Source organism: Leucobacter chromiiresistens (genome assembly GCF_900102345.1).
Taxonomy (GTDB): domain Bacteria; phylum Actinomycetota; class Actinomycetes; order Actinomycetales; family Microbacteriaceae; genus Leucobacter; species Leucobacter chromiiresistens.
In genome coordinates, this window is sequence record NZ_FNKB01000001.1 from 2,584,654 (window position 1) to 2,608,659 (window position 24,006).

Consider the following 24,006-nt stretch of genomic DNA (forward strand, 5'->3'; position numbering starts at 1 on the left):
GCAATCGACCCAGTATGACCGAACGCAGCGCGCAGGCCGGCCCGGGCCCCGCCTCGCGGACCCTCGCCGCCTTCATCTTCGCGAGCCGGTGGCTGCAGGCCCCCCTCTACCTCGGGCTCATCATCGCGCAGGCGGTCTACGTCGTGCTCTTCTTCGTCGAGCTCTGGCACCTCGTCGAGAACGTCGTCGCGTCGGGGCACATCAGCGAGACCGACGTGATGCTCAGCGTGCTCGCGCTCATCGACATCGTCATGATCGCGAATCTCTTGATCATGGTCATCATCGGGGGCTACGAGACGTTCGTCTCGAAGATCCGCGTGCAGGGGCACCACGACGAGCCCGAGTGGCTGTCGCACGTCAACACCAACCTGCTCAAGGTCAAGCTCGCCGTCTCGATCATCTCGATCTCGTCGATCCACCTGCTCAAGACCTTCATCGAGGTGGGGCGCATGGAGAACGGGGTCGTGCGCAACGCCGACGGCAGCGTGCTCTACTCGTGGGACGGCGTGATGTGGGAGGTCGTCATCCACCTCGCGTTCATCGTCTCGGCCATCGCCCTCGCCTGGATCGACCGCATGAGCCAGCACCACGCAACCGGCGCCACCGGCGGGCTGAGCGTCGGGAGGATCGAGTCGGGGCTGCGCGGCGACGAGGCGCGCGCCGAGGGCTCGGCCACCGCCGGCGAGGAGTTCGTCACCGTGCGCCTGCCGGCAGGATCCCGGCTCCCCGAGGGCGCCGAAGTGGTGCCGAACGACCGCTAAGGTGGTTCTCGCCGGCGCCGCCGGCCCGCGCGCGAGTGGCGGAATCGGCAGACGCGCTGGATTTAGGTTCCAGTGTCCTCGGACGTGGGGGTTCAAGTCCCCCCTCGCGCACCACGGCGGTCGTCGCAACGCCCCGGCACACCGCGCACGCGGTTTGGCCCGCGCTGCCCGCTGCTGTTAGGGTTCCCCTGTTCGCGCAACACGACCCGACGTGTCGTGATCCCGTACGACAAGAACCGAAGCGAGGTGAGCCCGATGCCCAGTGACAGTTGCAGTCATCAGCCGGGCTCCGCGCTCGCGACTCCCCCCGCCCCGTAGGTCGACCTCGTCGTCGCGGCGCGCACGCCCGGCTCGCACGTTCCCACGTACCCCGGCGCCACGGCGCCGCCGAGCCGCGCTTCGTCGCGCACGCGAGGAGACCCGTCATGACCACTCAGCAGATCCCGATCATCGAGGCCTCGTACGACGGCATCATGCAGCATCTCTCCGCCGGCGATCTGCCGGCCCTCACCCGCGACCTCGCACCCCACACGGCCGCCGAGCTCGTGCCGCTGTTCGCCCGGGTCGACCTGCGGCAGCGCGCCGTGCTCTTCCGCCTGCTCTCCAAACAGCGCGCGATGGAGGTGTTCGAAGCGCTCCCGCCCACCCTGCAGAGCGATCTGCTCGACGGCCTGCAGCACGCCGAGGTGAGCCGCCTGTTCGCAGAGCTCGACCCCGACGACCGGCTCTGGCTCCTCGACGAGGTGCCGTCGGTGCTCGCGACGCAGATGCTGCGCGGCCTCCCCGAGCAGGATCGCCTGCAGACCGCCGCACTGCTCGGATACCCGCAGGGCAGCGTGGGGCGCCGCATGACGCCGGAGTACGTGTCGACGCGCGCATCGCTCACCGTCGGGCAGACGCTCGAGCGCGTGCAGGCCCACATCGATGACGCCGAGACGGTGTACACGATCCCGGTGCTCGACGCGACGCGGGTCGTGGTCGGCATCGTCAGCCTGCGCGAGCTGCTGGCCGCCCGAGCCGAGGACGCGATCGAGGCGCTCATGCGGCCGGCGCACACCGCCCTCGCGACCGAGACCGACGAGTTCGCCGCGCGCCGCTGCGCCGATCTCTCGCTGCTGGCGCTCCCGATCGTCGACAGCGAAGAGCGCCTGGTCGGAATGCTCACGATCGATGACGCCATCCGCATCCTCGAGCACGTGGAGAGCGAGGACGCCGCGCGCCAAGGCGGATCCGAGCCGTTGCGCCGCCCCTACCTGTCGACTCCCGTGCGCACCCTCGTGCGCTCGCGCGTGGTGTGGCTGCTCGTGCTCGCCGTGGGCGCGACGCTGACGGTGCAGGTGCTCGAGATCTTCGAGGCGACGATCGAGCAGGTGACCGTGCTCGCGCTGTTCGTGCCGCTCCTCATCGGCACCGGCGGCAACACCGGCAACCAGGCGGCGACGACGGTGACGCGCGCGCTCGCCCTGGGCGACGTGCGGCCCCGCGACATCTTCCGCGTACTCGCCCGCGAATCGCGTACCGGCGCGCTGCTCGGCCTGCTGCTAGGAGCCCTCGGGTTCGGGATCGCGGGAGCGCTCTACTCCCTGCCGATCGGGGCCGTCATCGGCCTGACGCTGCTCGCCGTGTGCACGGTGGCCGCCGTGGTGGGCGGGTGCATGCCGCTGCTGGCGCGCGCGGTGCGCGTCGATCCGGCGGTCTTCTCGAACCCGTTCATCTCAACGTTCGTCGATGCCACCGGTCTGCTCGTCTACTTCGCGATCGCTTCGGCGGTGCTCGGGCTCTGAGCCTTCGGCGCCTGCCCGCGCGCCGAGCCCCCGCCCGATCGCCGAGCCCCCGCCCGATCGCCGAGCCCCCGCCCGCGGAGCGCGAATCCCGCAGGGACTCGGCGCGCGGGCAGGGACTCGGCGGGGGGGGGGGCAGGGACTCGGCGCCGGATCGCGGCGTTACCAGCCCTCGGAGAGCGCGCGATCGAGCGCCGCGAGCACCGCGTCTGCGCTCTCGGCGGTGAGGCAGAGCGGCGGCTTCACCTTGAGCACGTTCGAGCGCTCGGAGGTGGTGAGCACGATCACGCCGAGCTCTTTGAGCCGCTCGCAGACGGCGGCCGCCTCGGCGGTCGCGGGTTCGAGGCTCTGCCGATCGCGCACCAGTTCGACGCCGAGGTAGAGCCCCTCGCCGTGGATCGGCCCGATGATCTCGTGGCGCTCGGCGAGCGCGCGGAAGCCGTCGGCGAGACGCGATCCGACGTGGAGCGCGTTCTGCTGCAGGCCCTCCTGCTCCATCGCGTCGAGCACCGCGATGCCGACGCGGCAGCTCAGGGGGTTGCCGCCGGCGGAGGAGAAGAACTGGCCCTGCGTCGCGAGCGCGTCGGCGATCCGCTTCGAGGTGATGACGCCGCCGATCGGGAATCCGTTGCCCATCGGCTTCGCGATCGTGATGATGTCGGGCGTCACGCCCGACTGCTCGAACCCCCAGAAGCTCGAGCCCATCCGCCCGAACCCGACCTGCACCTCATCGGCGATGCAGAGCCCGCCTGCCGCGCGCACCCGCGCGTAGACATCGGCGAGGTAGCCGTCGGGGAGCAGCACGCCGCCGGCGTTGCCGAGCACCGACTCGCAGATGAACGCTGCGGCGTCGCGCCCCTCGGCGGCGAGGCGCCGCAGGTCGTCCCCGAGATCGGCCGCGTACCGCGATCCCGTCGCCTCGCCGCGGTAGGTGCCGCGGAAGCGGTTGGGAACATCGGCGACCTCGACCCAGTCGGGACGATTCTGCAGCGCGTACGGGTTGTCGTACGCGCTCGTCGTGACCGCATCCGACGCCATGGTCCAGCCGTGATACGCCTCGCGCAGCGCGACAACCGTCTTGCGCCCGGTCGCGGCCTGGGCCAGCCGCAGGGCGAGGTCGACCGCTTCGGAGCCGCTGTTCACGAGGAGCACGGTGTCGAGCTCCGACCGGTCGGGCAGCAGCGCGAGCAGGCGCTCGCTGTACTCCGCCAGCTCTCGGTAGAGGAAGCGGGAGTTCGTGTTGAGTCGGCGGATCTGCCGGTTCACCGCGTCGGCGACGCCCGGGTGGCCGTGGCCGAGCCCGGTGACGTTGTTCACCATGTCGATGTAGGCCCGGCCGGTGGTGTCGATCAGGTGGTGGCGCCAGCCCCGCTCGATCTGCATCGGCCGCTCGTAGTACCGCTCCTGCGCGCTCGCGAAGATCTCGGAGCGTCGGGCGAGTTCGTCGCCCGACTCGTCGCGCTGGGCGAGGTGCGGCAGCCCGAGCAGCGCCGCCGGGTCCCCGGTGAACCGGCGCCAGGCCGGCACCCGGTCGGGAGTGACGAGCGGGGCCAGGCCGACCTCGGGTTCGTCGACGGCGAGGATCGGCGGCTCGTCGCCATCGACGGCGTCGGCGCGGATCAACGTCACCGAGATCGCGCGGGTGTCAGCCGAGGCGTCGATGCGCGCGATCACGGCCCCTGCGGAGACCGAGCCGCCCTCGGCCGCCTCCGCGGCGGCGCCGTCGATCGCGAGATGCCAGCCGCCCTCCAGTTCGAGCAGCACGCCCCGGCTCGTCGCCGAGGCGACGGTGCCCGGGACGGGGCTCGCGACCGGCTGAGCCCCACCTGCGGCGAGGTGGATCTCGGTCGCGATCGGCCACGTCGCTCCCGACTCCTGCGCGTCGATCAGGGTGCGCGTCAGCCGGAAGACGCCGTACGGGAGCACCGCGGCCGCGCGCCCCGCCACGAGGGCGTCCCGCACGAGACGCTCCTCGGCGTCGGGATCGAGCCACGCGCCCGATGCGAGCGCATCGGATTCGACCCCGGGGTCGAGCACGGCGGCCTCGCCGTCGAGTTCCGGGAGCAGCGCGCGCAGCGGTTCGACGCCGCCCGACTTCGCGGCGGGAACCTGCGGAACGGCCAGCAGTCGCAGGCCGGTGCCGTGCGCGACGCCCGCGAACCCGAGTCCGGCGAGCACGTGCTCCGTCGCCTCGGCGAGCGGCAGCGCGGTGGCCGCGTCGAGCATGGCCTGCTCACCCGCGACGCGGTCGCGAGCGTACGCGTTGTCGCCGTCGATCTCGAGCTGCCGGTATCCGCTCGTCACCAGCAGCGCCGCGCGCAGCACGACGAGGGGCCAGACGGCCCGCGCCTCCGACGCCGAGAGGGGCGCCGCGCGGTGGAACGCGGCGATCGCGTCGAGCACCCTGAGCGGGCGATCGGGGTCGTGCTGCAGCAGCGAGCTCGCGGTGACCGCGAGCTCCGCGACGCGCCACCCGTAGGAGAGATCGCCCAGGTCGAGCACGGTCTGCGGGTGCACGCGGGCGTCGGCGCCGCGCACCCCCATCACGTTGTCGTCGGTCAGATCGCCGTGGACGGCCTGCACGGGCAGCGCCTCGACGAGCGGTGCCAGCGCTGCGTGCGCCGACCGGGCCGCGCGCAGCACGCGCTCGCGCAGATCCTCGTCGTCGATCGAGTCGGCGAGCCGCTCGGTCTCGTCGTAGGCGACCCGCATGTCCCACATGTGGGAGCGGTCGAGGCCCGGGTGGGAGAGGTCGGCGAGCGCGTTCGCCGACGCGGCCGACAGGGCGCCGAAGCTCTCGAGCACGGCCGGCGCGAAGTAGCCGAGGTCGACCATCGGCTCCCCCGGCGCGAACTCGCTGCGGCGCACGGCGAACCCTCGCCAGCGCTGGGTCAGTCGGCCGTCCAGTCCCGGCAGCACGGCCGCCGCGGGCACACCGGCGGCGCGGTACGCGTCGAGCGCGGCGTGCTGCGCCTCACGCGCGTCGTCGGCGAACACGGGGTTGTCGATCCGCAGCACGCTGCGCGAGCCGTCGGCGGCGGTGAGCGCGAAGTTGCGGTCCTGGTTGCTGCCGAGTTCGGCTGCGGTCACCTCCAACCCGTAGCAGTCGCGTGCAATCGTTCGGGCGTCGGCCTCGGTCACATCCGGGCGCACCAATCCACCCGGTGAAGCGTCACTCATCGTGCGATCTCCATCTCTGATGTCGAAGTGATGTCACTCGTGTGTTGGGTGCCGCGTCGCCCCCGCACCGGCCGATGGTGCGGAAGGCGGGGCACTCGGGCTCGGGCCATGGGGCCGCACAAGCCGACGTCTGCAGCGGGGCGGAGTCAGTCGAAGAGCGCCCGGATCGCCGGAGCGAGCGCGGTGAACGCGCGGGTGCGGTGCGACAGGGCGTCCTTCTCAGCGGAGGCGAGTTCCGCGGCCGAGCGGGTCTCCCCCTCGGGCTGGAAGATCGGGTCGTAGCCGAAGCCGTGCGCGCCGGCGGGCTGCCGGAGCACGCGCCCCGGCCAGACCCCGAGTTCGCAGATGTCGCCCTCGCGCGACTCCCCCGGCAGGGCGAGCGCCGCGGCGCACACGAATCCCGCGTCGCGGTGGTCGTCTCCGACATCGGTGAGCTGCCAGAGCAGCAGTTCGAGGTTCGCGCGATCGTTGCGTGCGGGGCCGCCCCAGCGCGCCGAGAAGATGCCGGGGCAGCCGCCGAGCACGTCGACGGCGATGCCCGAGTCGTCGGCGATCGCGGGAAGCCCGGTGTGGGCGGCAGCGGCGCGGGCCTTGATGAACGCGTTCTCCTCGAAGCTCAGCCCGTTCTCCACGGGCTCCGGCCCGTCGTATCCGACCAGCTCGATCCCGGGGATCAGCGGGCCGAGGACGCGGCGCAGCTCCTCCAGCTTGTGCGCGTTGTGCGAGGCGAGGACCACGGTCGTCATGATCAGCGGCCCTCCGCGAGCGCGGTGCGCTGCAGCTCGGCGAGCTCGGTCGTGCTCACGAGCGCGAGATCGAGCAGCGCGTCGAGCTCGGTGCGCTTGAACGGCGCGCCCTCGGCGGTGCCCTGCACCTCGACGAAGTCGCCCGATCCGGTCACGACGACGTTCATGTCGGTCTCGGCGCGCGAATCCTCGACGTACGCGAGGTCGGTGAGCGGCACGCCGTCGACGATGCCGACGGAGATCGCGGCGACGCTGTCGGTGAGCGGCTGGGCCCGCTTCGCGATGAAGCCGCGCTCGCGCGCCCACTCGATCGCGTCGACGAGCGCGACGTAGGCGCCGGTGATCGATGCGGTGCGGGTGCCGCCGTCGGCCTGCAGCACATCGCAGTCGATGACGATCGTGTTCTCGCCGAGGGCCTTCGTGTCGATGACCGCGCGGAGGCTCCGGCCGATCAGGCGCGAGATCTCGTGCGTGCGACCGCCGACCCTGCCCTTGATCGACTCGCGCTGCATGCGCTCGTTCGTGGAGCGGGGCAGCATCGAGTACTCGGCGGTCACCCACCCGGTGCCCTTGCCTGTGAGCCAGCGCGGCACTCCCGGCGTGAAGGAGGCGGTGCAGAGCACCTTCGTGCCGCCGAACGAGATGAGCGCACTGCCCTCGGCCTGCGCGCTCCACCCGCGCTCGATCGCGACCGGACGGGTCTGCTGCGGGGTGCGCCCGTCGGCGCGGAGTGTCTCGGTCATTCAGGTCTCCAGACGTTGCGGGATTCGGATGTCGGCTGCGGGTCGGGCCCGCGTCAGCGCGGGAGGCGGATCGCGCCGGTCTCGAGGTGGTCGACGCTGTCGATGCCGATCCCGAGCATGCGGCGCGCCAGTTCGACGAAGCCCGCCGTGTCGGGGCCGGTGGCCTCGTAGCGCAGCTCGGGATCGGGCGCGCCCGCCGGGCGCAGCAGCTGCAGTTCGGTGAGCTCCTGGAACACGACGTTCGCCGTCTCGATATCGCTCGACACGAGCGCGACGTCGGGGCCGACCACCTGCCGGATCGCCCCGCGCAGGAACGGGTAGTGCGTGCAGCCGAGCACCAGCGTGTCGATGCCCTCGGCGACGAGCGGCGCGAGGTACTCGCGAGCGACCTCGTGCACGGCGGGGCCGCTCGTCTCGCCGGCCTCGACGAGTTCGACGAAGCGGGGGCACGCGGCGGAGCTCAACTCGATCTCGGGCCGCATGGCGAAGAGATCGTCGTAGGCGCGCGACTGGATCGTGCCCCGCGTGCCGATCAGCCCGACCCGGCCGGTGCGCGTGATGGCGGCGGCGCTGCGCACCGTGGGGCCGATGACCTCCACGACGGGCACGTCGTAGCGCTCGCGCGCGTCTCGCAGCACCGCCGCCGACGCGGTGTTGCAGGCGATCACCAGCATCTTCACGCCCTGCTCCACGAGGCCGTCGAGAATCTCGAGGGCGAATCGGCGCACCTCGGCGATCGGGCGAGGGCCGTAGGGCGCGCGCGCCGTGTCGCCGACGTAGATCATCGCCTCGCCGGGCAACTGGTCCCGGATCGCGCGCGCCACGGTCAGACCGCCGACTCCGGAATCGAACACCCCGATCGGGGCGAACGCGTCGGGCTGCTGCGAACTCACGCTTCCAGACTAGCGGAGCCGACCGCCGAGAGCTTGATCCAGGTGTGCCGGTGCAGTTCGGTGAGGCCGTGCGCCGCGATGCCCGCGAAGTGCGCCTTCGCCCCGTACCCCTTGTTCGACGCCCACGCGTACTCGGGGTGCGCCTCGTCGGCCTCCCGCATCAGCGCGTCGCGCGCGACCTTCGCCCGCACCGACGCCGCGGCCACGCTCGCGCAGGCGCGATCCGCCCCCACGCGGGTGCGGACGTCGAGCGGGGCGCGGAGCACCGTCGAGAGCCAGTCGTGCGCGCCGTCGAGCAGGATCACCGAGCGCTCCACCGGCACTCCCGCCGCCCGCAGCTCGAGCAGCGCACGGCGCGCCGCCTGGCCGAGCATCGTCGTGATGCCGTGAGCGTCGATCTCCTCGGCGCTCGCGAACCCCACGGCGCCAGAACCCCAGGCGTGCACGAGCGGGGCGACCCCGTCGCGCCGCTTCTCGCTCAGCAGCTTCGAATCGCGCAGCCCCTCGGGAAACGCGTCGGTGCCGGCGACGACGGCGTGCACTCCGACCGCGACCGGCCCGGCGATCGCGCCGCGCCCCACCTCGTCGACGCCGATGACGATCTCGGCGCCCGCCGCGAAGTACTCCTGCTCGACGACGAGCGTCGGATCCTTCGCGACCGCGGCTGCCGCGACCGCCACCGCTCAGTTCTCCTTCGCGGCGTCGACGCCGGTGAAGGTCCCCTCGGGCGTGCCGAGCCAGGTGAAGCGGTTGAGCGGCCAGTTCAGCACGAACGCGCGCCCCACCACCTCGTCCTCGGGCACGAACCCCTTGCCGGGCTGATCCTGGTTGTACCGTGAATCCTTGCTCTGGTAGCGGTTGTCGCCCATCACCCAGAGCGAGTTCTCGGGCACCGTCACGTCGAAGTCGATGGCGGAGGCCCGGGTCTCGCCCGGGGGGATCACGACGTACGGCTCGTCGATCGGCACGCCGTTCACCATGACGCGCCCCTGCGCGTCGCAGCACTCGACGCGGTCGCCGCCGACGCCGATCACACGCTTCACGACGTACTCGTTGCTCGTATCGGCGGCGAGCCCGACCGCCTGGAGCACGCGCTCGAAGCCGCGCGGGGGCTCCGTGCTGCGGGGGTACAGCCACCCGCCCGGATCCTTGAATACGACGATGTCGCCGCGCTGCACGTCGATGAGGTCGGGCACGAGCTGATTCACCAGGATGCGGTCGTCGATCTGCAGCGTGTTCTGCATCGACTCGGAGGGGATGAAGAAGCTGCGCACGAGGAACGTCTTCAGCAGGAAGGAGACGAGGAAGGCGACCACGAGGATGACGAGCAGGTCTCGCAGGAACCCGAGCACCCCGCCTCGACGCGCACGTTGCGGAGAGGTCGTTGCCTCGGCTTCACTCATGTGGGTTCCCCTGTCGATGGGAGCGGTACTGCGATGGAACTGACGCTCCTGGCCCCACCCGCCCCGGTGAGACACTTCAGGCTCCCACCCTATTCCAGGGGGGAGCCTGAGAGCGCGGCGGGCTCGCGACGAACGGCCCGCGAAACGCGACTAGCGGTCGCGCTTCTCCTTGATCTTCGCCTTCTTGCCGGTGAGGCCGCGCAGGTAGTAGAGCTTCGCACGACGCACGTCACCGCGGCTGACGACCTCGATCTTCTCGATCGCGGGCGAGTGCACGGGGAACTTGCGCTCCACGCCCACCTGGAAGCTGATCTTGCGCACGGTGAAGGTCTCGCGAACGCCCTCGCCGTGGCGGGAGATCACGACGCCCTGGAACACCTGCACGCGCGAGCGGTTGCCCTCGACGATGTTCACGTGCACCTTGACGGTGTCGCCGGCGCGGAATTCGGGGATGTCGCTCTTGAGCGACGCGGCATCGACCAGGTCGAGCTTCTGCATGATTGTCTACTCTCTGCGCCCGCCGCAAGTCGGGAACGCGGATATCGAAAAGTACTGAGGTGTTCGGCTCACGGTCCGTGCGGACCCTCGCGGCAGTACCGCACCGTGGCACAAGGATCAATTATGTCACACTTCTGCTCCGCGGCGAACGCGCAGTGCTCGCGGCTCTCGCGATCCTCCGCGAGCGCGCCCGCCCAGCCCGCTGCGCCTCCCTGCGCGAGCCCGAGGGTTCGCGCCGAGCGCGACGGAAGATGCGGGCGGATATCCCTCCGTCTCGGCGCGAACCCTCGGGTTCGGCGCGACGCCGTCGCGTCTGGTCGGCGCCTCGCCGTCGCATCTGGTCGGCGCGACGCCGTCAGGTCTGGCAGCCCGGGCACCAGTACAGCTTGCGGGCGCCGAACTCCTCGAGCACGATGTTCGTGCCGCAGCGCTTGCAGGGCGTGCCCTCGAGCTTGTAGACCGAGTGCCGCTCGTCGCGGTCGACGAGCGCGCGCTGGTACTCCTCGCCGCTCAAGCCGTCGATCGTCATCATCTGCCCGACGGTGATGCCGATCTCGAGCAGGTGCGCCCAGTCGTCCCAGAGCGCCTCCAGCACCGAGCGATCGATGGTGTTCGCCGGCGTGTGCGGGTTCAGCTCGGCGCGGAAGAGCATCTCGGCGCGGTACACGTTGCCGATCCCGGCGATCACCGACTGGTCCATCAGCACGAGTCCGATGGGCGTCCGCTTGCGGAGGGCGCGCTCCACGAACCGGTCGCGCTCCGCCGGAGTGTTGACGTTCGCGGGGTCGGGCCCGAGTCGCTGGATCACGGCATCGACCTCGCCGGGCGTCAGCACCTCGCAGGCGGTCGGCCCGCGCAGGTCGGCGCAGACGAGCTCGTTCAGCAGCCGCACCCGCACCTGCCCGACGGGCTCCGGTGGGAACGCCGCAGGGGCGGCCGTCTCGCGATCCGACTCGGCCATGCGCACCCGAGTGCGTCGGGGAGCGCCGATCGACGCCACCGAGTCCTCGCCGTCGCGGTCGAGCGGCCGCGCGCTCTCGGGCCGGGAGTACTCCCCCGTCTGCCCGAGCTTCGTGCGCCCCGCGGCCTGCCCGTGGATCTGGATCGACGGATCGACGCGCACGTCGCCTGCGAAGTCCCACGCGCCGTAGATGCCGAGATGCACGCGGAGCCAGCGATCCCCCGCGAACTCGAGGAACATCTGCTTGCCGACGGCGCGCGCATCGAGCATCTCGCGGCCGCTGAGCTGCGCCGCCCCCTGCGCGAAACGCCCCTGGGGGCTCGTCACCTCGGGAGCGGTGCCGACGAAGTTCACCGCGAACTGACGCGCGATGCGGTGGACGCTGTGCCCCTCGGGCATCAGAGGCTGTCGACGTGCTTGCCGTCGATCGCCCCCGTGCGCTCGTACTCGCCGAGCTGCGCGATGCGGCGCACATGGCGCTCCTCACCCGTGAAGGGGGTGTCGATGAAGATCTCGATGAAGCGGATCGCATCGGCGACGTCGTGCTGCCGCGCTCCGATCGAGATCACGTTGGCGTTGTTGTGCTCGCGCGCCAGCGTCGCCGTCGCGTCGTTCCACACGAGCGCGGCGCGGATGCCCGCGACCTTGTTCGCGGCCATCTGCTCGCCGTTGCCCGAGCCGCCGAAGACCACGCCGAGCGCCTCGACGCCGTCGCGCTCGTCGCGCGCGACGCCGATCGCCGCGTTGATGCAGAACGACGGGTAGTCGTCGAGTGCGTCGTATTCGGCGGGGCCGTGGTCGATGACCTGGTGGCCCTGGGCGCGCAGGTGATCCTGCAGCTGCTGGCTGAATTCGAGTCCGGCGTGATCTGTGGCGACGTGGATGCGCATGGGCCCGATTCTACCGGTGCGGCGGGGTCAGAACTGCGGACCGGCGGTGCGGCCGCGCTTCAGCTCGTAGAAGCCGGGCACGCTCGCCGCCGCGACGATGCCGTCCCAGAGCTGCAGCGCCTGCTCGCCCTGCGGCGCCGGGGTGACGACGGGGCCGAAGAACGCGACGCCGTCCACCGAGATCACCGGCACGCCCACGTCGGGGCCGGCGATGTCGAGCGCATGCGCGGTGTTCGCGCGCAGCTCCGCGTCGTACTGCTCGTCGTCGGCGGCTGCGGCGAGCACGGCGTCGAGCCCCGCCGCCTCCAGCCCGTCGGCGAGGATCGCGTCAAAATCGGTGCGTCCGCCGGGGTGGATCGCGGTGCCGAGCTCGGTGTACAGGCGCCCCACGACCGTCGCATCGTGCGTGCGCCCAGCGGCCACCGCGGCCCGGCCGAGCCGGTGCCCCTGCCGCATGCCCTCCGCGTGCTCGCCCGGATCGTTGCCCTCGTTGATGATCTGCAGACTCACCGGGTGCCAGGCGATGTCGAACCCGCGCTGCGCGGCCACATCCGAGATCCACCGGCTGGTCATCCAGCACCACGGGCAGATCGGGTCGAACCAGAACTCGACGGAGGGCTGTGCGGAATCGCTGCGCTCGATGCTCATGCGGTTCAGCCTACTCTTCACCGGCCCGGCACCGGGAAGAGCGCTTCGATGCGCGCGCGCTGCGCCTCGTCGGGGCGCCACCGCTCCCCCGCGAGCGCGTTCTGGCGCGCCTGCTCGGGCGTCGACGCGCCGGCGATCACGCTGGAGACCGGCTCGTGGGCGAGCAGCCAGCCGAAGGTCGCCTCGAGCATCGTGACGCCCCAGTCGGCGCAGTGCTCGCGGTAGGCGTCGAGCGCATCCCAGTCGGCGTTCTGCGCCACGTGGGGGCGCTGGCGCATGATGCGGGTGTCCTCGGGAAACCGGTCGCGGGCGAACTTGCCGGTCAGCAGACCGTTCGCGAGCGGGAAGAACGGGAGGAAGCCGAGGCCGAGGTCGCGCGCCGCCGGCACCTCCGCCCGGTCAGCCTCCCGCTGCACGAGGCTGAGCTCGTTCTGCGCCGAGACGAACGCCGTCGTACCGAGTTCCGCCGCGACCCGGGCGGCCTCCCGCATCTGCTCGGCCGAGAAGTTCGAGTGCCCGATGCACCGCACCTTCCCCTCGCGCACGAGCTCGTCGAGCGCGACGAGCGTGTCGGCGATCGGGGTCTCGGGATCCGGCACATGCATCTGGTAGAGGTCGATGCGGTCGGTGCGCAGGCGCGCGAGCGAGCCCTCGACGGAGGCGCGGATGAACTCGCGCGATCCGCGACGCCCCGAGTACGGCGCATCGGCGTCGGGGTGGCCGAACTTGGTCGCGAGCACGATGGCGTCGCGGCGCGCACCGAGCGCGCGCCCCATCATCTCCTCGCTGCGCCCGAAGGCGTACCCGTAGAGATCCGCCGTGTCGAAGAGGGTGATGCCTGCGTCGATCGCCGCGCCGACGACGGCATCGGTTCCGCGCTGGTCCTCCGTGTAAGCGCCCGGTCGCCCGAAGTTGTTGCAGCCGAGGCCGACAGCGGAGACGAGGAGGTCGGAGGTGCCGAGCGTGCGATCCATGCGCTCCACTGTAGAGGGGCCAGACCGGCGCCCGGCAGCCCCGCACCGCCGCTTCACACGGCGCACTCAGCGGATTCATCACCGGCGTCGGCGGGCGGGCCTAGGCTGGACCCCATACGTTGTCCACCGTCGTCAGGAGCATCAGTGCCAGGAACGAATCTCACCCGCGCAGAGGCCCAGGAGCGCGCGGCCGTCGTCTCGACGGAGCGCTACGAGGTGGCGCTCGACCTCACCACCGGAGCCGAGCAGTTCTCGGCGGTCACCACCGTGCACTTCAGCGGCACCCCCGGAGCCGACACCTTCATCGATCTCATCGCCGACTCGGTCGAGAGCGTCGAGCTCAACGGCGATGCGCTCGATCCCGCCGAGGTCTTCGCCGACTCGCGCGTGCGCCTGCCGCGCCTCGCCGAGCGGAACGTGCTGCGGATCGCGTCGACGCAGCGGTACACCAACACCGGAGAGGGCCTGCACCGCTTCGTCGACCCCGCCGACGGCGAGGTGTACCTCTACTCCCAGTTCGAGGTGCCCGACTCCCGCCGCATGTTCCCGGTGTTCGAGCAGCCCGACCTCAAGGCGACGTTCGCGTTCACCATCACGGCGCCCGCGCGCTGGCAGGTCGTGAGCAACCAGCCCACGCCCGAGCCGGTCGACGCCGGAGCGCGGGCGGGCGCGCAGGGCGGCGACTGGCCCGAGCAGGCGATCGCCACCTGGTCGTTCGAACCGACGCCCGTCATGTCGAGCTACGTCACCGCCCTCATCGCCGGCCCGTACCACGTCGTGCGCTCCGAGCTGACGAGCCGTGACGGCCGCACGATTCCGCTCGGCGTCTTCTGCCGCGAGTCGCTCGCGCCGCACCTCGACGCCGACTACATCTTCGAGAAGACCCGCGAGGGGTTCGGCTTCTTCGAGGAGCAGTTCGACTACGCCTACCCGTTCGACAAGTACGACCAGCTCTTCGTGCCCGAGTACAACATGGGTGCGATGGAGAACGTCGGGGCGGTGACCTTCACCGAGGCGTACGTCTTCCGCAGCCAGGTCACCGACGCCATGCGCGAGCGCCGCGTCGTCACGATCCTCCACGAGCTCGCGCACATGTGGTTCGGCGATCTCGTCACCATGCGGTGGTGGAACGACCTGTGGCTCAACGAGTCGTTCGCCGAGTACATGTCGACGCTCGGCGTCGCCGAGGCCACGGAGTGGACGGAGTGCTGGACCACGTTCGCCGCCTCCGAGAAGTCGTGGGCGTACCGGCAGGATCAGCTGCCCTCGACGCACCCGATCGTCGCCCCCATCCGCGACCTCGAAGACGTGCTCGTCAACTTCGACGGCATCACCTACGCGAAGGGCGCGTCGGTGCTGAAGCAGCTGGTCGCCTGGGTGGGCCGCGAACCGTTCATGCAGGGCGTGCACGACTATTTCGTCAAGCACCACCACTCCAACACCGAGCTGCCCGATCTGCTCGCCGAACTCGAGGCGCGGAGCGGCCGCGATCTCTCGGAATGGTCGCGACTGTGGCTGGAGACGGCCGGCGTCAATACGCTGCGCCCCGCCTTCGAGCTCGACGCCGAGGGCCGCTACGCGAGCTTCGCGGTCGAGCAGTCGGCCGCCCCCGATCACCCGACGATCCGCCCCCACCGCATCGCGATCGGCCTCTACGCGCTCGAGGGCGATGCCCTGCGGCGCACGCAGCGCATCGAGCTCGACGTCGACGGCGCGCGCACCGAGGTGGCCGAGCTCGTCGGCGCGGCGCAGCCCGACCTGCTGCTGCTCAACGACGACGACCTCACCTACGCGAAGATCCGCCTCGACGAGCGCTCGCTCGACACCGCGGCTCGGCATCTCGGCGCCGCGGAGGACTCGCTGACGCGGGCCCTCCTCTGGGGAACGCTGTGGGATGCGACCCGCGACGGCGAGTTCCCGGCCAGCCGGTTCATCGACATCGTGCTCGCCCACGTGCGCCACGAGACCGGTTCGACCACGTTGCGCACGCTGCTCGGGCAGCTGTCGCTGGCGTCGGCGAGCTACGTCGCGCGCGACCGCCGCGCCGCGACGCTCGAGCGGGTCGCCGACGCACTGTGGGCGCTCGCCGAGCAGGCCGACGCCGGGTCGGATCGTCAGTTCCAGTTCGTGAAGTCGTTCGCGCACCTCGCCGCGACCGACGCGCAGCTCGACACCGTGCAGTCGCTCCTCGACGGCACCCGCGAGCTCACGGGCCTCGCGATCGACACCGACCTCGGCTGGGAGCTGCTGTTCGCGCTCGCCGCTGGGGGCCGCGCGACGTCGGCCCGGATCGACGAGCGCCTCGCCGGGGATCGCACCGCGAACGGCAACCAGGCTGCGGCGCACGCGCGCGCAGCGCTGCCCGGCGCCGACGACAAGGCTCGCGCCTGGGCCTCCGTGTTCGACGCCGACGACCAGCCGAACGCGATCGTGCGCGCCACGGCAGCCGGCTTCACCCGTGCGCACGACCTCGCGCTGCTCGAGCCCTACGTGGAGCGCTTCTTCGACGCCCTGCTGCCGGTGTGGGAGTCGCGCAGCTACGCGATCGCGGAGGAGCTCGTCGAGGGCTTCTACCCCGCCGAGCTCGCGAGCGAGCCCCTCGCCGAGGCGACGCGCGCTTGGCTCGACGGCCACCCCGACGCTCCGGCGGCGCTCCGCCGCATGGTCTCCGAGCATCTCGCCGGGGTCGAGCGCGCGCTGCGCGTGCAGGCGGCGGACCGGGAGGTGTGAATGGACGGCGTCGATGACGTGGAGCAGGTGGTCGGCAACGCCTTCCAGACCTTCCTGACCACCTACCACGTGCCGCTCGCGATCGCGGTCATCGTGATCGCGGCGCTCCTGCTCAACTGGCTCCTGCGCAAGCTGCTCATGCGCACGGTGACGCACGTGGTGCGCGGGGTGAAGAAGGCGCAGGACGTCGACACGACCTCCGAGATGCGCGCGGCCCCCTACGTCAGCGCACGAGCGGTGCAGCGCACGCGCACCCTCGGCACCGTGGGCCGGGCCGTCATCACGTGGACCATCGTCGTCATCGCGCTGATCCTGATCCTCGGCCAGCTGGGCGTCAATCTCGGCGCGCTGCTCACCTCGGCGGGAATCGTGGCGGCGGGCCTCGCGTTCGGCGCGCAGAACGTCGTCAAAGATCTGCTGAACGGCATCTTCATGGTGTTCGAGGATCAGCTCGGCGTCGGCGACATCGTGACGATCGGCGCGATCACGGGCACGGTCGAAGACGTCGGCATCCGCGTCACCCAGGTGCGCGCGATCGACGGCACCCTCTGGTTCATCCGCAACGGCGAGGTGCTGACGCTCGGCAACGCTTCGCAGGGCTGGGGCCAGGCCGTGATCGACTTCACCGTCGACGCGCGGCAGGACATGTCGCGGGTCTCCGACGTCGCGCTCGACGCGGCGCGCACGCTGCTGCGGTCCGAGAAGTACGCCCGCAAGGTCACCGGCTCCCCCGAGCTCCTCGGCCTCGAGAGCATCTTCGGCGACCGCGCCACGCTGCGCCTGCTCGTGAAGACGCGCCCGGAGGCGCAGTGGGAGGTGCAGCGCGGCGTGCGCGCCGAGCTGCGGCGCAAGTTCGCCGAGCACGACATCACCCTCGCCGATGAACTGCCGAAACAGCCCGGAGGGCCCGCATGAACGAATCACCGCAGCCCGTCCCGGAGCCCGGCCCGCAGCCGGGCCCGCGCCTCACGCTCCGCGCGGGCGAGAGCGGCGAGGCCGTGACCGAGACGCTCTGGTCACAGGTGGGGGGCACCCCCACCTTCGAGCGCATCGCCGCCGAGTTCTACCGCGGCGTCCGCGAAGACTCCGTGCTCGCTCCGATGTACCCCGACGACGACTGGGAGGGCGCCACCTGGCGCCTCCGCGCCTTCCTCGAGCAGTACTGGGGCGGGCCCACGACGTACTCCGAGCAGCGCGGGCATCCGCGCCTCCGCATGCGCCATCAGCCCTTCGCCGTGACCCCCGACGCCCGCGACCGGTGGCTGCGGCACATGCACGCTGCCCTCGACGCCGCTGAGCTCCCGCCCATGCACGACGCCGCCTTCCGCGACTACGTGGAGCGCGCCGCGCTCGCGATGGTCAACCGCTTCGAGTAGCTCGCGCGCTCAGTACACTGACACCATGAGTCTGCACCTCACCGACGACGCAGCGGCCGACGAGCTGCTGACGAACAACCCGCTCGCACTGCTCATCGGCATGCTGCTCGACCAGCAGATCGCCATGGAGGTCGCGTTCACCGGGCCGCTCAAGATCCAGCAGCGGTTCGGCGAGATCGACGCCGCGGCGATCGCGGCAGTCGATCCCGATCGCCTCGTCGCCGTCTTCACGGAGACCCCGGCCGTGCACCGCTTCCCGGGATCCATGGCCACCCGCGTGCAGACGCTGTGCCAGACCATCGTCGAGGAGTGGGGCGGCGACGCCGCCGCGATCTGGACGTCGGACTCCCCGGACGGAAAGACGGTGCTCAAGCGGCTGAAAGCGCTCCCCGGCTTCGGCGACCAGAAGGCCCGCATCTTCCTCGCCCTGCTCGGCAAGCAGCTCGGCTTCGACGGCGCGGGCTGGCAGGAGGCCGCAGGTGCCTACGGCGAGCCCGGTTCGTATCGGAGCGTGGCCGACATCACCTCCCCGGAGGCGCTCCAGCGCGTGCGCGAGACGAAGCGGGCCGCGAAGGCGGCCGTGAAGGCCGAGCGCGCACGATGAGCCGCGTCCTGCTGCCGCAGACGCGCCGTCGCGCTGTCGAGCGGGGACGGTGATGGCGGATCCCCTCAACGGAGCCGCCGCGTTCACCCGATCGGCGGAGCGCGTCGTCGCCTACCTCAACGAGCACACTCCCCTCACCGACTGGTCGGTCTCGCGGGTGACGAACGGCGAGCAGATCCACGTGCACGTGCACCACGATCAGGTGATCTCCGTCGGCGACCGCGTCGACTGGAACGAGTCGTTCTGCAGCCGGATGTCGGCGGGAGCGGCCCACGTGGTGCCCGATTCGCGCCGCGATCCGCAGTACTCCGACCTCCGCGCCGCCGAGCGCGTCGGGTCGTACGCCGGGTACACCATCCGCGATGACGACGGAGCGCTGTTCGGCGTGCTCTGCGGCGTGCGCGAGACTCCGCTCGCCGATGGCGAGACCATCGACGAGGAGCTCATCCGCCTGCTCAGCGACCTGCTCTCCTCGCAGCTCGAACTCTCACGCGGCATCGACCGCGAGCGCCGCAGCATCGCCATCGCGGACGCACTCGCGCACACCGACGCCCTCACCGGCCTGCTCAACCGGCGCGGCTGGGATCGCGTGCTCGCCGATGCGCAGGAGCGCGTGGACGCGTTCGGCGATCCGGTCGCCGTCGCGATCATCGACCTGAACGGCCTCAAGTGCGTCAACGACACGCAGGGCCATCTCGCGGGCGACCGGCTGCTCGTGAGCGCAGCTCAGGCGCTGTCGGCGGCCGCGACGCACGTCCACCGCCTCGCCCGCATCGGCGGCGACGAGTTCGCGATCCTCGCCAACGGCGTGACCGCGCGAGGCGCCGACGACCATTTCGCCCCGTTCTCAGCGGAGCTGGAGCGCGCCGGCGTCTCGGCTGCGATGGGCGTGGCAGCCGCCGTTCCGGGGCTCGCGACGCTCGCCGAAGCCGTCGCGGAGGCCGACCGCGCGATGTACGCGCGCAAAGTCGAGGAGCACCACTGACCCGACTGCGACGGCAGCGAACTCGGTGTACGCTCGTAGAGTTGCCTCCGTAGCTCAGTGGATAGAGCAACGGCCTTCTAATCCGTCGGTCGCAGGTTCGAATCCTGCCGGAGGCACTCGGAGTTCCGCGATCGCTGCGGCGTCATCGAAGGGATCTGAACGCGTGCCCACCCCCAAGCCGGCGCAGGCGAAGCTGCCCTTCGAGGTCTGGGCGCTCGTCGCCGGCGGTTTCACCGTCGCGCTCGGGTACGGGGTCGTCGCGCCCGCGATCCCGCAGTTCGGGCTCGAGTTCGACGTCTCCAACTTCGCCGCGTCGGCGATCGTCAGCGCGTTCGCCCTCATGCGCCTCGTCTCCGCGCCGCTCGCGGGCTGGGTCGTCGGCCGGCTCGGCGAGCGACGCACGTACATCATCGGCATCCTCATCGTCGCCGTCTCCACGGGTGCCGCCGCGCTGGCCGCCGACTACACCCAGTTCGTCGTGCTGCGCGGCGTCGGCGGCATCGGGTCCGCGATGTTCACGGTCGCCGCGACGGCGCTGCTCATCAAGGTCAGTCCGCCCGCCGCGCGCGGTCGCGTCGCCAGCGTGAACGCCGCCGGGTTCCTGCTCGGCGGCCTCCTCGGGCCGGTGCTCGGCGGCGCCGTCGCGATCTTCGGCCTCCGCGCGCCCTTCGTGTTCTACTTCTTCACGCTCGTCGCAGCGGCGACCGTCGTCGCCGTCGCACTGCGTCGTTCGGCGCTCGCGGGACGCGCTCCCCGCGGGTCGGCCGACGACGGCGGCGAGATGACGTTGGGCGCGGCGCTCCGCGTTCCGCAGTACCGCACCCTGCTGCTCTCGGTGTTCGCCTTCGGTTGGTCGTCGTTCGGCGTGCGCGTCTCCGTGATCCCGCTGCTCGTCGCCGCGACGTTCCACGGCGACGCGACGATGGCCGCCTGGGTGCTCGCAGCCTACGCGGCGGGCAACGCGATCCTCATCTTCCCGTCGGGGCGGTGGAACGACACGATCGGCCGCAAGCCGCTGCTCATCACCGGCTCCATCATCCTCACCGCGGCCTACGCCGCATTCCCGTTCTCCCCCGTGCTCTGGGTCGCGCTCGCCGTCATGTTCGCCGCGGGCGCCGGGTCGGCGCTCGTGAACCCGGGGCAGCAGGCAGTGCTCGCCGACGTCCTCGCCCAGCGCCGCGGCGGATCGGTGGTCGCCGCGTACTCGATGACGAGCGATCTCGGGGGTGTGCTCGGGCCGCTCATCGCCGGGGCGATCGTCGACCTCGCCGGGTTCGGATGGGCGTTCGGCGCGACCGCCGCACTCATCGGCGTCGCCGCGCTCGCCTGGACGCTCACCCCGGCGTCTCGGCCGCCCGAGGCGACGCCGGCACCGCCGCGGCCGTCAGCCCTCTAGGTCGTCGACGCCGGGCATCCAGCTGAGGCCGGGCCGCCCCCAGCCGTTCTTGCGCTGCGCCTTCTGCGCGCCCCGGTGCTCGGGGTGCACGAGCCGGTCGACGTAGAGCAGCCCGCTGAGGTGGTCGTACTCGTGCTGCAGAATGCGCGCGAACCAGCCGCTCGCCGTGATCTCGAACGGCTTCCCATCGATGTCCTGCGCCCGCAGCAGGGCGCGCGGGGAGCGCCGGAGCGCGAAGCGCTCGCCGGGGAAGGAGAGGCACCCCTCCACCTCGTCCTCGCCGGGGATGCCGGGCTCGGGCGGCGAGATCCACAGCTCCGGATTGATGGCGACGCCGCGCGGCGCCGCCTCCTCCTGCTCGTCGTACATCCACACGAAGACGCGCTTGCCGATGCCCACCTGCGGGGCGGCGAGCCCGACGCCGGGCGCCGCGACCGTCGTCTCGAACATGTCGTCGACGAGCGTGCGCAGCTCCGCGTCGAACTCGGTGACGGGGGCGGCGGGGCGATGCAGCACGGGTTCGCCGGAGATCACGATGGGAAGAACAGCCATGGTCTCCAGTTTAGGGCGTGCCCCGGCGCGGCTGACGCCGCCGCCCGCCCGCACCCCTCCGGCCGGCCGCACCCCGCCCAGTAGACTGAACCGATTGCGGGCGCGCGCCCGCACCACGACACGGCACCCGAGGAGCAACTGTGGCGAATACGCCGGCTGACCAGATCGTCTGGATCGACTGCGAGATGACGGGGCTCGATGTCGACCGCGACGGGCTGTGCGAGATCGCGGTCATCGTCACCGACTTCGATCTCACCCCCCTCGACGCCGGCTTCGAGATCGTCATCGACCCGGGTGCGGAGGCGCTGGAGCACATGAACGACTTCGTGCGCACGATGCACGAGAAATCGGGGCTGCTGCCCCGGATCGCGGAGGGCGCGAGCCTCGAGGAGGCCGAGCGCCAGGTCATCGCCTACCTGGAGCGCTTCGTCACCGCGGGGCGGCGCCCGCTCGTGGCGGGGAACACGATCGGCATGGATCGCCGCTTCATCGCGAAATACCTGCCCGTGCTGGAGGAGCGCCTGCACTACCGCAGCATCGACGTCTCCACGATCAAGGAGCTGAGCCGCCGCTGGTACCCGGCGGCGTACTCGGGGGCGCCGGAGAAGACGGGCGGGCACCGCGCCCTGGCCGACATCGCCGAGTCCATCCAGGAGCTCGCGTACTTCCGCGACGCGGTGATGGTCTCGATGCCCGGCCCCGACAAGGAGACGGCCGGATCGCACGCGAAGCGCGCGACGGAGCGGTTCGCGGCGCTGGTGCACGGAGACGCCGCCGAGTAGTCGCGGCACCGGCGCGCGACGCGCGCGCCGTTCCAGTCGGTTTGGCATTGGCGCCGGTGGGTGGGTTATGATGATCAGGTTGCCCGGCGAGCTCACGCGAGTCAGGTCAGCATGGTGGCTATAGCTCAGTCGGTAGAGCACCGGCTTGTGGTGCCGGTGGTCGCGGGTTCAAGTCCCGTTAGCCACCCCAAGTGAATCGAGGCCCGCCTCGCACACGGATGCAGATCCGGTGCGCGGCGGGCCTCGTTCGTGTGAGCACCGCGTTCGGCCCGGCCTGGGGCCGACCGCGCCTCGCGCCCCGCCTACCCGCGGTGCCGCGCGATGTCGGCGAGCGTGTAGCTGCCGAGCGGATTGAGGCGCAGCTGCTGGCGCGCCGCGGCGACGAGCAGCCCGCGGAGGTGCTGCGCGCGTCCGGCCCGCACGATGCGCGTGCGGAGCAGATAGGCGTCGGTGTAGGCGACGCGGGGCGCCCATACGGGCGAGCGGCGCCGATTCGACACCGCTGTCGTGAGGTGCAGGAACGCCTGCGCACTGCCGATCGCGGACGCCGCGTCGACGCCGATCGAGATCGACGGGAGCGAGGCGGGCTCCTCGCCCCCCTCCCCCTCGACGGCTCGCAGCGAGCGGAGGTCGGTGTACGACGGGATGTAGGGCAGGCAGCGGGCGAAGTCGACTCCCGCGTCGGCGATCTCGTCGAGCGGCATCTCCGCGTCGAATCCCATGAAGCGCTCGAACGTCCAGGCCGATGCCGGCGCGAAGGAGGTGACCTGGGCGGCGAAGCCGACGTTCATCACGAGCAGATCGGGGATGCCCTGCAGCCGCGCCCGGCGGGCGATGAGCGATCCGATCTCGGGCTTCGTGAGCTCCGACTCGTCGAGCACGAGAGACGCCCCCTGCATGAAGTCGGCGACGTTCTCGGGGGTGACGCCGTCGAAGAACGTGCGCACCTCGGCTTCGGGGTTGATGTCGATCACGCGCTCGCGGAAGACGTCGGCCTTGCGCCTGCCGATCGTGGCGCTGCTCGCGCCCTCGACCCGATTCACGTTCTCGAGCTCGAAGACCTCGGGATCCGCCACGCTGAACGCGGCCACGCCCATGCGCGCGAGCTTCAGGCCGAGCTGGAAGCCGTCGCCGCCGACACCCGCGATGGCGACGCGCGCAGCGGTGAGGGCGCGCTGCTCGTCTTCGCTCCAGAACCCGTAGTTCCTCGAGAACTGGGGAGCGTCGACGCCCAGAGCGGTCATTGCAGCTGCTCGCTCAGCGCGCGCTTCGGGGCGCGGCCCACATAGGTCATGGCGCCGTCGTCGGCGCGGTACTGATCGATGATTCCGCTCTGGCGGTCGTTCACGCGTTCCGTCGAGAGCGGGATGTCGATCTCGATCGGCAGGTTGTAGTCGAGGTAGTGCTCGACGTAGCGCGGCTCGCCGATGCGCGAGATCGCGATGGTGCCCCGCAGATGACGCTCGAGCCAGGGCTCGATGATGGCGAAGGTGCGCTCGAGGCCGTGGTTCGCCTCGTAGGCGAGCATGACGGCGAACAGGTGCCACTGCACCAGTTCCTGCATGACGGCGTGCTCGTGGCGGGCGATCACCCGCGAGACCTCGACGCTCCGCGGCGACAGGTCGCCGTCGACGAACGAGTCGGGGCAGAACTCCTCCACCGGGAGCGGCAGCTCGTCGCCGCGCACGATGAGGCGCGAGACCCCGACGACGCGCACGCCGTCGATGTGGTTCTCGAAGACTGCGAAGGTGATCGAGCGGGCGTCGTCGGCGTCGCGGTCGGTGCCGTCGGGCTGGATCTCGCTCTCGTCGAGCTGGCCCGTCTGATCGACGTAGACGTTCCTCCGCAGCTCGAAGTGCGCACGGTACTCCGACTCGAGCCCGGGTCGCGGCACGTCGTTCTCCGCGATGATGCCGATGCACATGCGCGCGGTCGGCTGCTCCGCGAAGAGGGCGGAGCCGATGACGGGGATGACGTCGTGATTCGTCACGGAACGATCGATATGGGACAACGCCGAGGATCCTCCTGTTGGAGCGGCTGCATGCGCCGCGGATACGTCATGAATGCCCGGGTGTGACCTCGAACGACTCCTGCAGGTCTCAT

At 71.2% G+C, this 24,006-nt stretch carries 23 protein-coding genes and 3 tRNA genes; 12 read left to right on the forward strand and 14 right to left on the reverse strand.

Translation table 11 applies throughout. The features are described 5' to 3' along the window. Positions 1–14 precede the first annotated feature (14 nt). The 3 genes from BLT44_RS11815 to mgtE all read left to right on the forward strand — a co-directional run bounded on the left by BLT44_RS11815 (position 15) and on the right by mgtE (position 2,545). Complete coding sequence (locus BLT44_RS11815; RefSeq protein WP_010156859.1) at positions 15–761, forward strand: TIGR00645 family protein; 747 nt, start codon at positions 15–17, stop codon at positions 759–761. Positions 762–790: 29 nt separating this feature from the next. Next, positions 791–875: transfer RNA gene (locus tag BLT44_RS11820), tRNA-Leu, on the forward strand. A gap of 311 nt (positions 876–1,186) precedes the next feature. Then, positions 1,187–2,545 carry a magnesium transporter gene (gene mgtE / locus BLT44_RS11825; protein WP_010156858.1) on the forward strand — a complete coding sequence of 453 codons (1,359 nt, stop codon included), beginning with the start codon at positions 1,187–1,189 and terminating at the stop codon, positions 2,543–2,545. 159 nt (positions 2,546–2,704) lie between these two features. Here mgtE and BLT44_RS11830 read toward each other — a convergent pair whose 3' ends face one another. The 11 genes from BLT44_RS11830 to BLT44_RS11880 all read right to left on the reverse strand — a co-directional run bounded on the left by BLT44_RS11830 (position 2,705) and on the right by BLT44_RS11880 (position 13,478). Then, positions 2,705–5,722, reverse strand: coding sequence for an aminotransferase (locus BLT44_RS11830; RefSeq protein WP_029608290.1), 3,018 nt, complete (start codon positions 5,720–5,722; stop codon positions 2,705–2,707). 146 nt (positions 5,723–5,868) lie between these two features. Continuing rightward, entirely contained in the window at positions 5,869–6,468 is a 600-nt protein-coding gene (gene rdgB, locus BLT44_RS11835; protein ID WP_010156856.1) for an RdgB/HAM1 family non-canonical purine NTP pyrophosphatase, read from the reverse strand. A 2-nt stretch (positions 6,469–6,470) separates the two neighbouring features. Further along, a complete protein-coding gene (gene rph / locus BLT44_RS11840) occupies positions 6,471–7,211 on the reverse strand; it encodes a ribonuclease PH (RefSeq protein WP_010156855.1) in 741 nt (246 codons plus the stop codon). Between the two features lie 53 nt (positions 7,212–7,264). Further along, positions 7,265–8,104 carry a glutamate racemase gene (murI, locus tag BLT44_RS11845; RefSeq protein ID WP_010156854.1) on the reverse strand — a complete coding sequence of 280 codons (840 nt, stop codon included), beginning with the start codon at positions 8,102–8,104 and terminating at the stop codon, positions 7,265–7,267. Then, on the reverse strand, positions 8,101–8,784 hold the full coding sequence (locus BLT44_RS11850) for a ribonuclease HII (protein WP_010156853.1): 684 nt from the start codon (positions 8,782–8,784) through the stop codon (positions 8,101–8,103). The genes murI and BLT44_RS11850 overlap by 4 nt, the downstream gene beginning before the upstream one ends. Before the next feature lie 3 nt (positions 8,785–8,787). Further along, on the reverse strand, positions 8,788–9,507 hold the full coding sequence (lepB, locus tag BLT44_RS11855; protein ID WP_050803121.1) for a signal peptidase I: 720 nt from the start codon (positions 9,505–9,507) through the stop codon (positions 8,788–8,790). 150 nt (positions 9,508–9,657) lie between these two features. Continuing rightward, the gene (rplS, locus tag BLT44_RS11860) at positions 9,658–10,005 is read right to left on the reverse strand and encodes a 50S ribosomal protein L19 (RefSeq protein ID WP_010156851.1); all 348 of its coding nucleotides are present in this window, start codon (positions 10,003–10,005) and stop codon (positions 9,658–9,660) included. Between the two features lie 355 nt (positions 10,006–10,360). Beyond that, the gene (locus tag BLT44_RS11865) at positions 10,361–11,365 is read right to left on the reverse strand and encodes an Fpg/Nei family DNA glycosylase (RefSeq protein ID WP_010156850.1); all 1,005 of its coding nucleotides are present in this window, start codon (positions 11,363–11,365) and stop codon (positions 10,361–10,363) included. Beyond that, positions 11,365–11,856, reverse strand: coding sequence for a ribose-5-phosphate isomerase (locus BLT44_RS11870; protein ID WP_010156849.1), 492 nt, complete (start codon positions 11,854–11,856; stop codon positions 11,365–11,367). The genes BLT44_RS11865 and BLT44_RS11870 overlap by 1 nt, the downstream gene beginning before the upstream one ends. Before the next feature lie 27 nt (positions 11,857–11,883). After that, positions 11,884–12,504, reverse strand: a complete 621-nt coding sequence (locus BLT44_RS11875) for a DsbA family protein (RefSeq protein ID WP_010156848.1) — start codon at positions 12,502–12,504, stop codon at positions 11,884–11,886. Between the two features lie 17 nt (positions 12,505–12,521). Then, complete coding sequence (locus BLT44_RS11880; protein ID WP_010156846.1) at positions 12,522–13,478, reverse strand: aldo/keto reductase; 957 nt, start codon at positions 13,476–13,478, stop codon at positions 12,522–12,524. Positions 13,479–13,622: 144 nt separating this feature from the next. Here BLT44_RS11880 and pepN point away from each other — a divergent pair, with 144 nt between their 5' ends. The 7 genes from pepN to BLT44_RS11915 all read left to right on the forward strand — a co-directional run bounded on the left by pepN (position 13,623) and on the right by BLT44_RS11915 (position 20,569). After that, positions 13,623–16,208 carry an aminopeptidase N gene (gene pepN, locus BLT44_RS11885; protein ID WP_010156845.1) on the forward strand — a complete coding sequence of 862 codons (2,586 nt, stop codon included), beginning with the start codon at positions 13,623–13,625 and terminating at the stop codon, positions 16,206–16,208. Continuing rightward, positions 16,209–17,123 carry a mechanosensitive ion channel family protein gene (locus BLT44_RS11890; protein ID WP_010156844.1) on the forward strand — a complete coding sequence of 305 codons (915 nt, stop codon included), beginning with the start codon at positions 16,209–16,211 and terminating at the stop codon, positions 17,121–17,123. Then, positions 17,120–17,584, forward strand: a complete 465-nt coding sequence (locus tag BLT44_RS11895; RefSeq protein ID WP_010156843.1) for a globin — start codon at positions 17,120–17,122, stop codon at positions 17,582–17,584. The genes BLT44_RS11890 and BLT44_RS11895 overlap by 4 nt, the downstream gene beginning before the upstream one ends. Positions 17,585–17,609: 25 nt before the next feature. Further along, complete coding sequence (locus tag BLT44_RS11900) at positions 17,610–18,188, forward strand: HhH-GPD-type base excision DNA repair protein (RefSeq protein ID WP_010156842.1); 579 nt, start codon at positions 17,610–17,612, stop codon at positions 18,186–18,188. Positions 18,189–18,240: 52 nt separating this feature from the next. Further along, positions 18,241–19,173: a GGDEF domain-containing protein gene (locus tag BLT44_RS11905; protein WP_010156841.1), complete on the forward strand. Its 933-nt coding sequence runs from the start codon at positions 18,241–18,243 to the stop codon at positions 19,171–19,173. 43 nt (positions 19,174–19,216) lie between these two features. Then, a tRNA-Arg gene (locus BLT44_RS11910) sits at positions 19,217–19,289 on the forward strand. 47 nt (positions 19,290–19,336) lie between these two features. Beyond that, a complete protein-coding gene (locus BLT44_RS11915) occupies positions 19,337–20,569 on the forward strand; it encodes an MFS transporter (protein WP_010156840.1) in 1,233 nt (410 codons plus the stop codon). Here the strand turns inward: BLT44_RS11915 and def are convergent. Then, a complete protein-coding gene (def, locus tag BLT44_RS11920; protein ID WP_010156839.1) occupies positions 20,558–21,121 on the reverse strand; it encodes a peptide deformylase in 564 nt (187 codons plus the stop codon). The two genes, BLT44_RS11915 and def, sit on opposite strands and share 12 nt — an antisense overlap. A 140-nt stretch (positions 21,122–21,261) precedes the next feature. Here def and orn point away from each other — a divergent pair, with 140 nt between their 5' ends. Both orn and BLT44_RS11930 read left to right on the forward strand, forming a co-directional pair. Next, positions 21,262–21,903 carry an oligoribonuclease gene (gene orn, locus BLT44_RS11925; protein WP_010156838.1) on the forward strand — a complete coding sequence of 214 codons (642 nt, stop codon included), beginning with the start codon at positions 21,262–21,264 and terminating at the stop codon, positions 21,901–21,903. A gap of 114 nt (positions 21,904–22,017) precedes the next feature. Beyond that, positions 22,018–22,093 (forward strand) — tRNA-His (locus tag BLT44_RS11930). Positions 22,094–22,205: 112 nt separating this feature from the next. Here BLT44_RS11930 and BLT44_RS11935 read toward each other — a convergent pair. Both BLT44_RS11935 and BLT44_RS11940 read right to left on the reverse strand, forming a co-directional pair. Then, positions 22,206–23,147 (reverse strand): ThiF family adenylyltransferase, encoded by a 942-nt coding sequence (locus tag BLT44_RS11935; protein WP_010156837.1) that lies wholly within the window; start codon positions 23,145–23,147, stop codon positions 22,206–22,208. Continuing rightward, positions 23,144–23,893, reverse strand: coding sequence for a hypothetical protein (locus BLT44_RS11940; RefSeq protein WP_143026051.1), 750 nt, complete (start codon positions 23,891–23,893; stop codon positions 23,144–23,146). Before BLT44_RS11940 ends, BLT44_RS11935 begins: the two co-directional genes overlap by 4 nt. Positions 23,894–24,006 lie beyond the last annotated feature (113 nt).

What these genes read in the sequence shown, in the direction of transcription:
- BLT44_RS11875 (WP_010156848.1), bottom strand. Translation starts at nt 12,504, where the DNA reads ATGAGCATCGAGCGCAGCGATTCCGCACAGCCCTCCGTCGAGTTCTGG.
- def (WP_010156839.1), bottom strand. Translation starts at nt 21,121, where the DNA reads ATGGCTGTTCTTCCCATCGTGATCTCCGGCGAACCCGTGCTGCATCGC.
- BLT44_RS11865 (WP_010156850.1), bottom strand. Translation starts at nt 11,365, where the DNA reads ATGCCCGAGGGGCACAGCGTCCACCGCATCGCGCGTCAGTTCGCGGTG.
- BLT44_RS11880 (WP_010156846.1), bottom strand. Translation starts at nt 13,478, where the DNA reads ATGGATCGCACGCTCGGCACCTCCGACCTCCTCGTCTCCGCTGTCGGC.
- BLT44_RS11890 (WP_010156844.1), top strand. Translation starts at nt 16,209, where the DNA reads ATGGACGGCGTCGATGACGTGGAGCAGGTGGTCGGCAACGCCTTCCAG.
- rplS (WP_010156851.1), bottom strand. Translation starts at nt 10,005, where the DNA reads ATGCAGAAGCTCGACCTGGTCGATGCCGCGTCGCTCAAGAGCGACATC.
- rdgB (WP_010156856.1), bottom strand. Translation starts at nt 6,468, where the DNA reads ATGACGACCGTGGTCCTCGCCTCGCACAACGCGCACAAGCTGGAGGAG.
- mgtE (WP_010156858.1), top strand. Translation starts at nt 1,187, where the DNA reads ATGACCACTCAGCAGATCCCGATCATCGAGGCCTCGTACGACGGCATC.
- lepB (WP_050803121.1), bottom strand. Translation starts at nt 9,507, where the DNA reads ATGAGTGAAGCCGAGGCAACGACCTCTCCGCAACGTGCGCGTCGAGGC.
- BLT44_RS11870 (WP_010156849.1), bottom strand. Translation starts at nt 11,856, where the DNA reads ATGCGCATCCACGTCGCCACAGATCACGCCGGACTCGAATTCAGCCAG.
- BLT44_RS11935 (WP_010156837.1), bottom strand. Translation starts at nt 23,147, where the DNA reads ATGACCGCTCTGGGCGTCGACGCTCCCCAGTTCTCGAGGAACTACGGG.
- BLT44_RS11815 (WP_010156859.1), top strand. Translation starts at nt 15, where the DNA reads ATGACCGAACGCAGCGCGCAGGCCGGCCCGGGCCCCGCCTCGCGGACC.
- BLT44_RS11830 (WP_029608290.1), bottom strand. Translation starts at nt 5,722, where the DNA reads ATGAGTGACGCTTCACCGGGTGGATTGGTGCGCCCGGATGTGACCGAG.
- BLT44_RS11900 (WP_010156842.1), top strand. Translation starts at nt 17,610, where the DNA reads ATGAGTCTGCACCTCACCGACGACGCAGCGGCCGACGAGCTGCTGACG.
- BLT44_RS11895 (WP_010156843.1), top strand. Translation starts at nt 17,120, where the DNA reads ATGAACGAATCACCGCAGCCCGTCCCGGAGCCCGGCCCGCAGCCGGGC.
- rph (WP_010156855.1), bottom strand. Translation starts at nt 7,211, where the DNA reads ATGACCGAGACACTCCGCGCCGACGGGCGCACCCCGCAGCAGACCCGT.
- BLT44_RS11905 (WP_010156841.1), top strand. Translation starts at nt 18,241, where the DNA reads ATGGCGGATCCCCTCAACGGAGCCGCCGCGTTCACCCGATCGGCGGAG.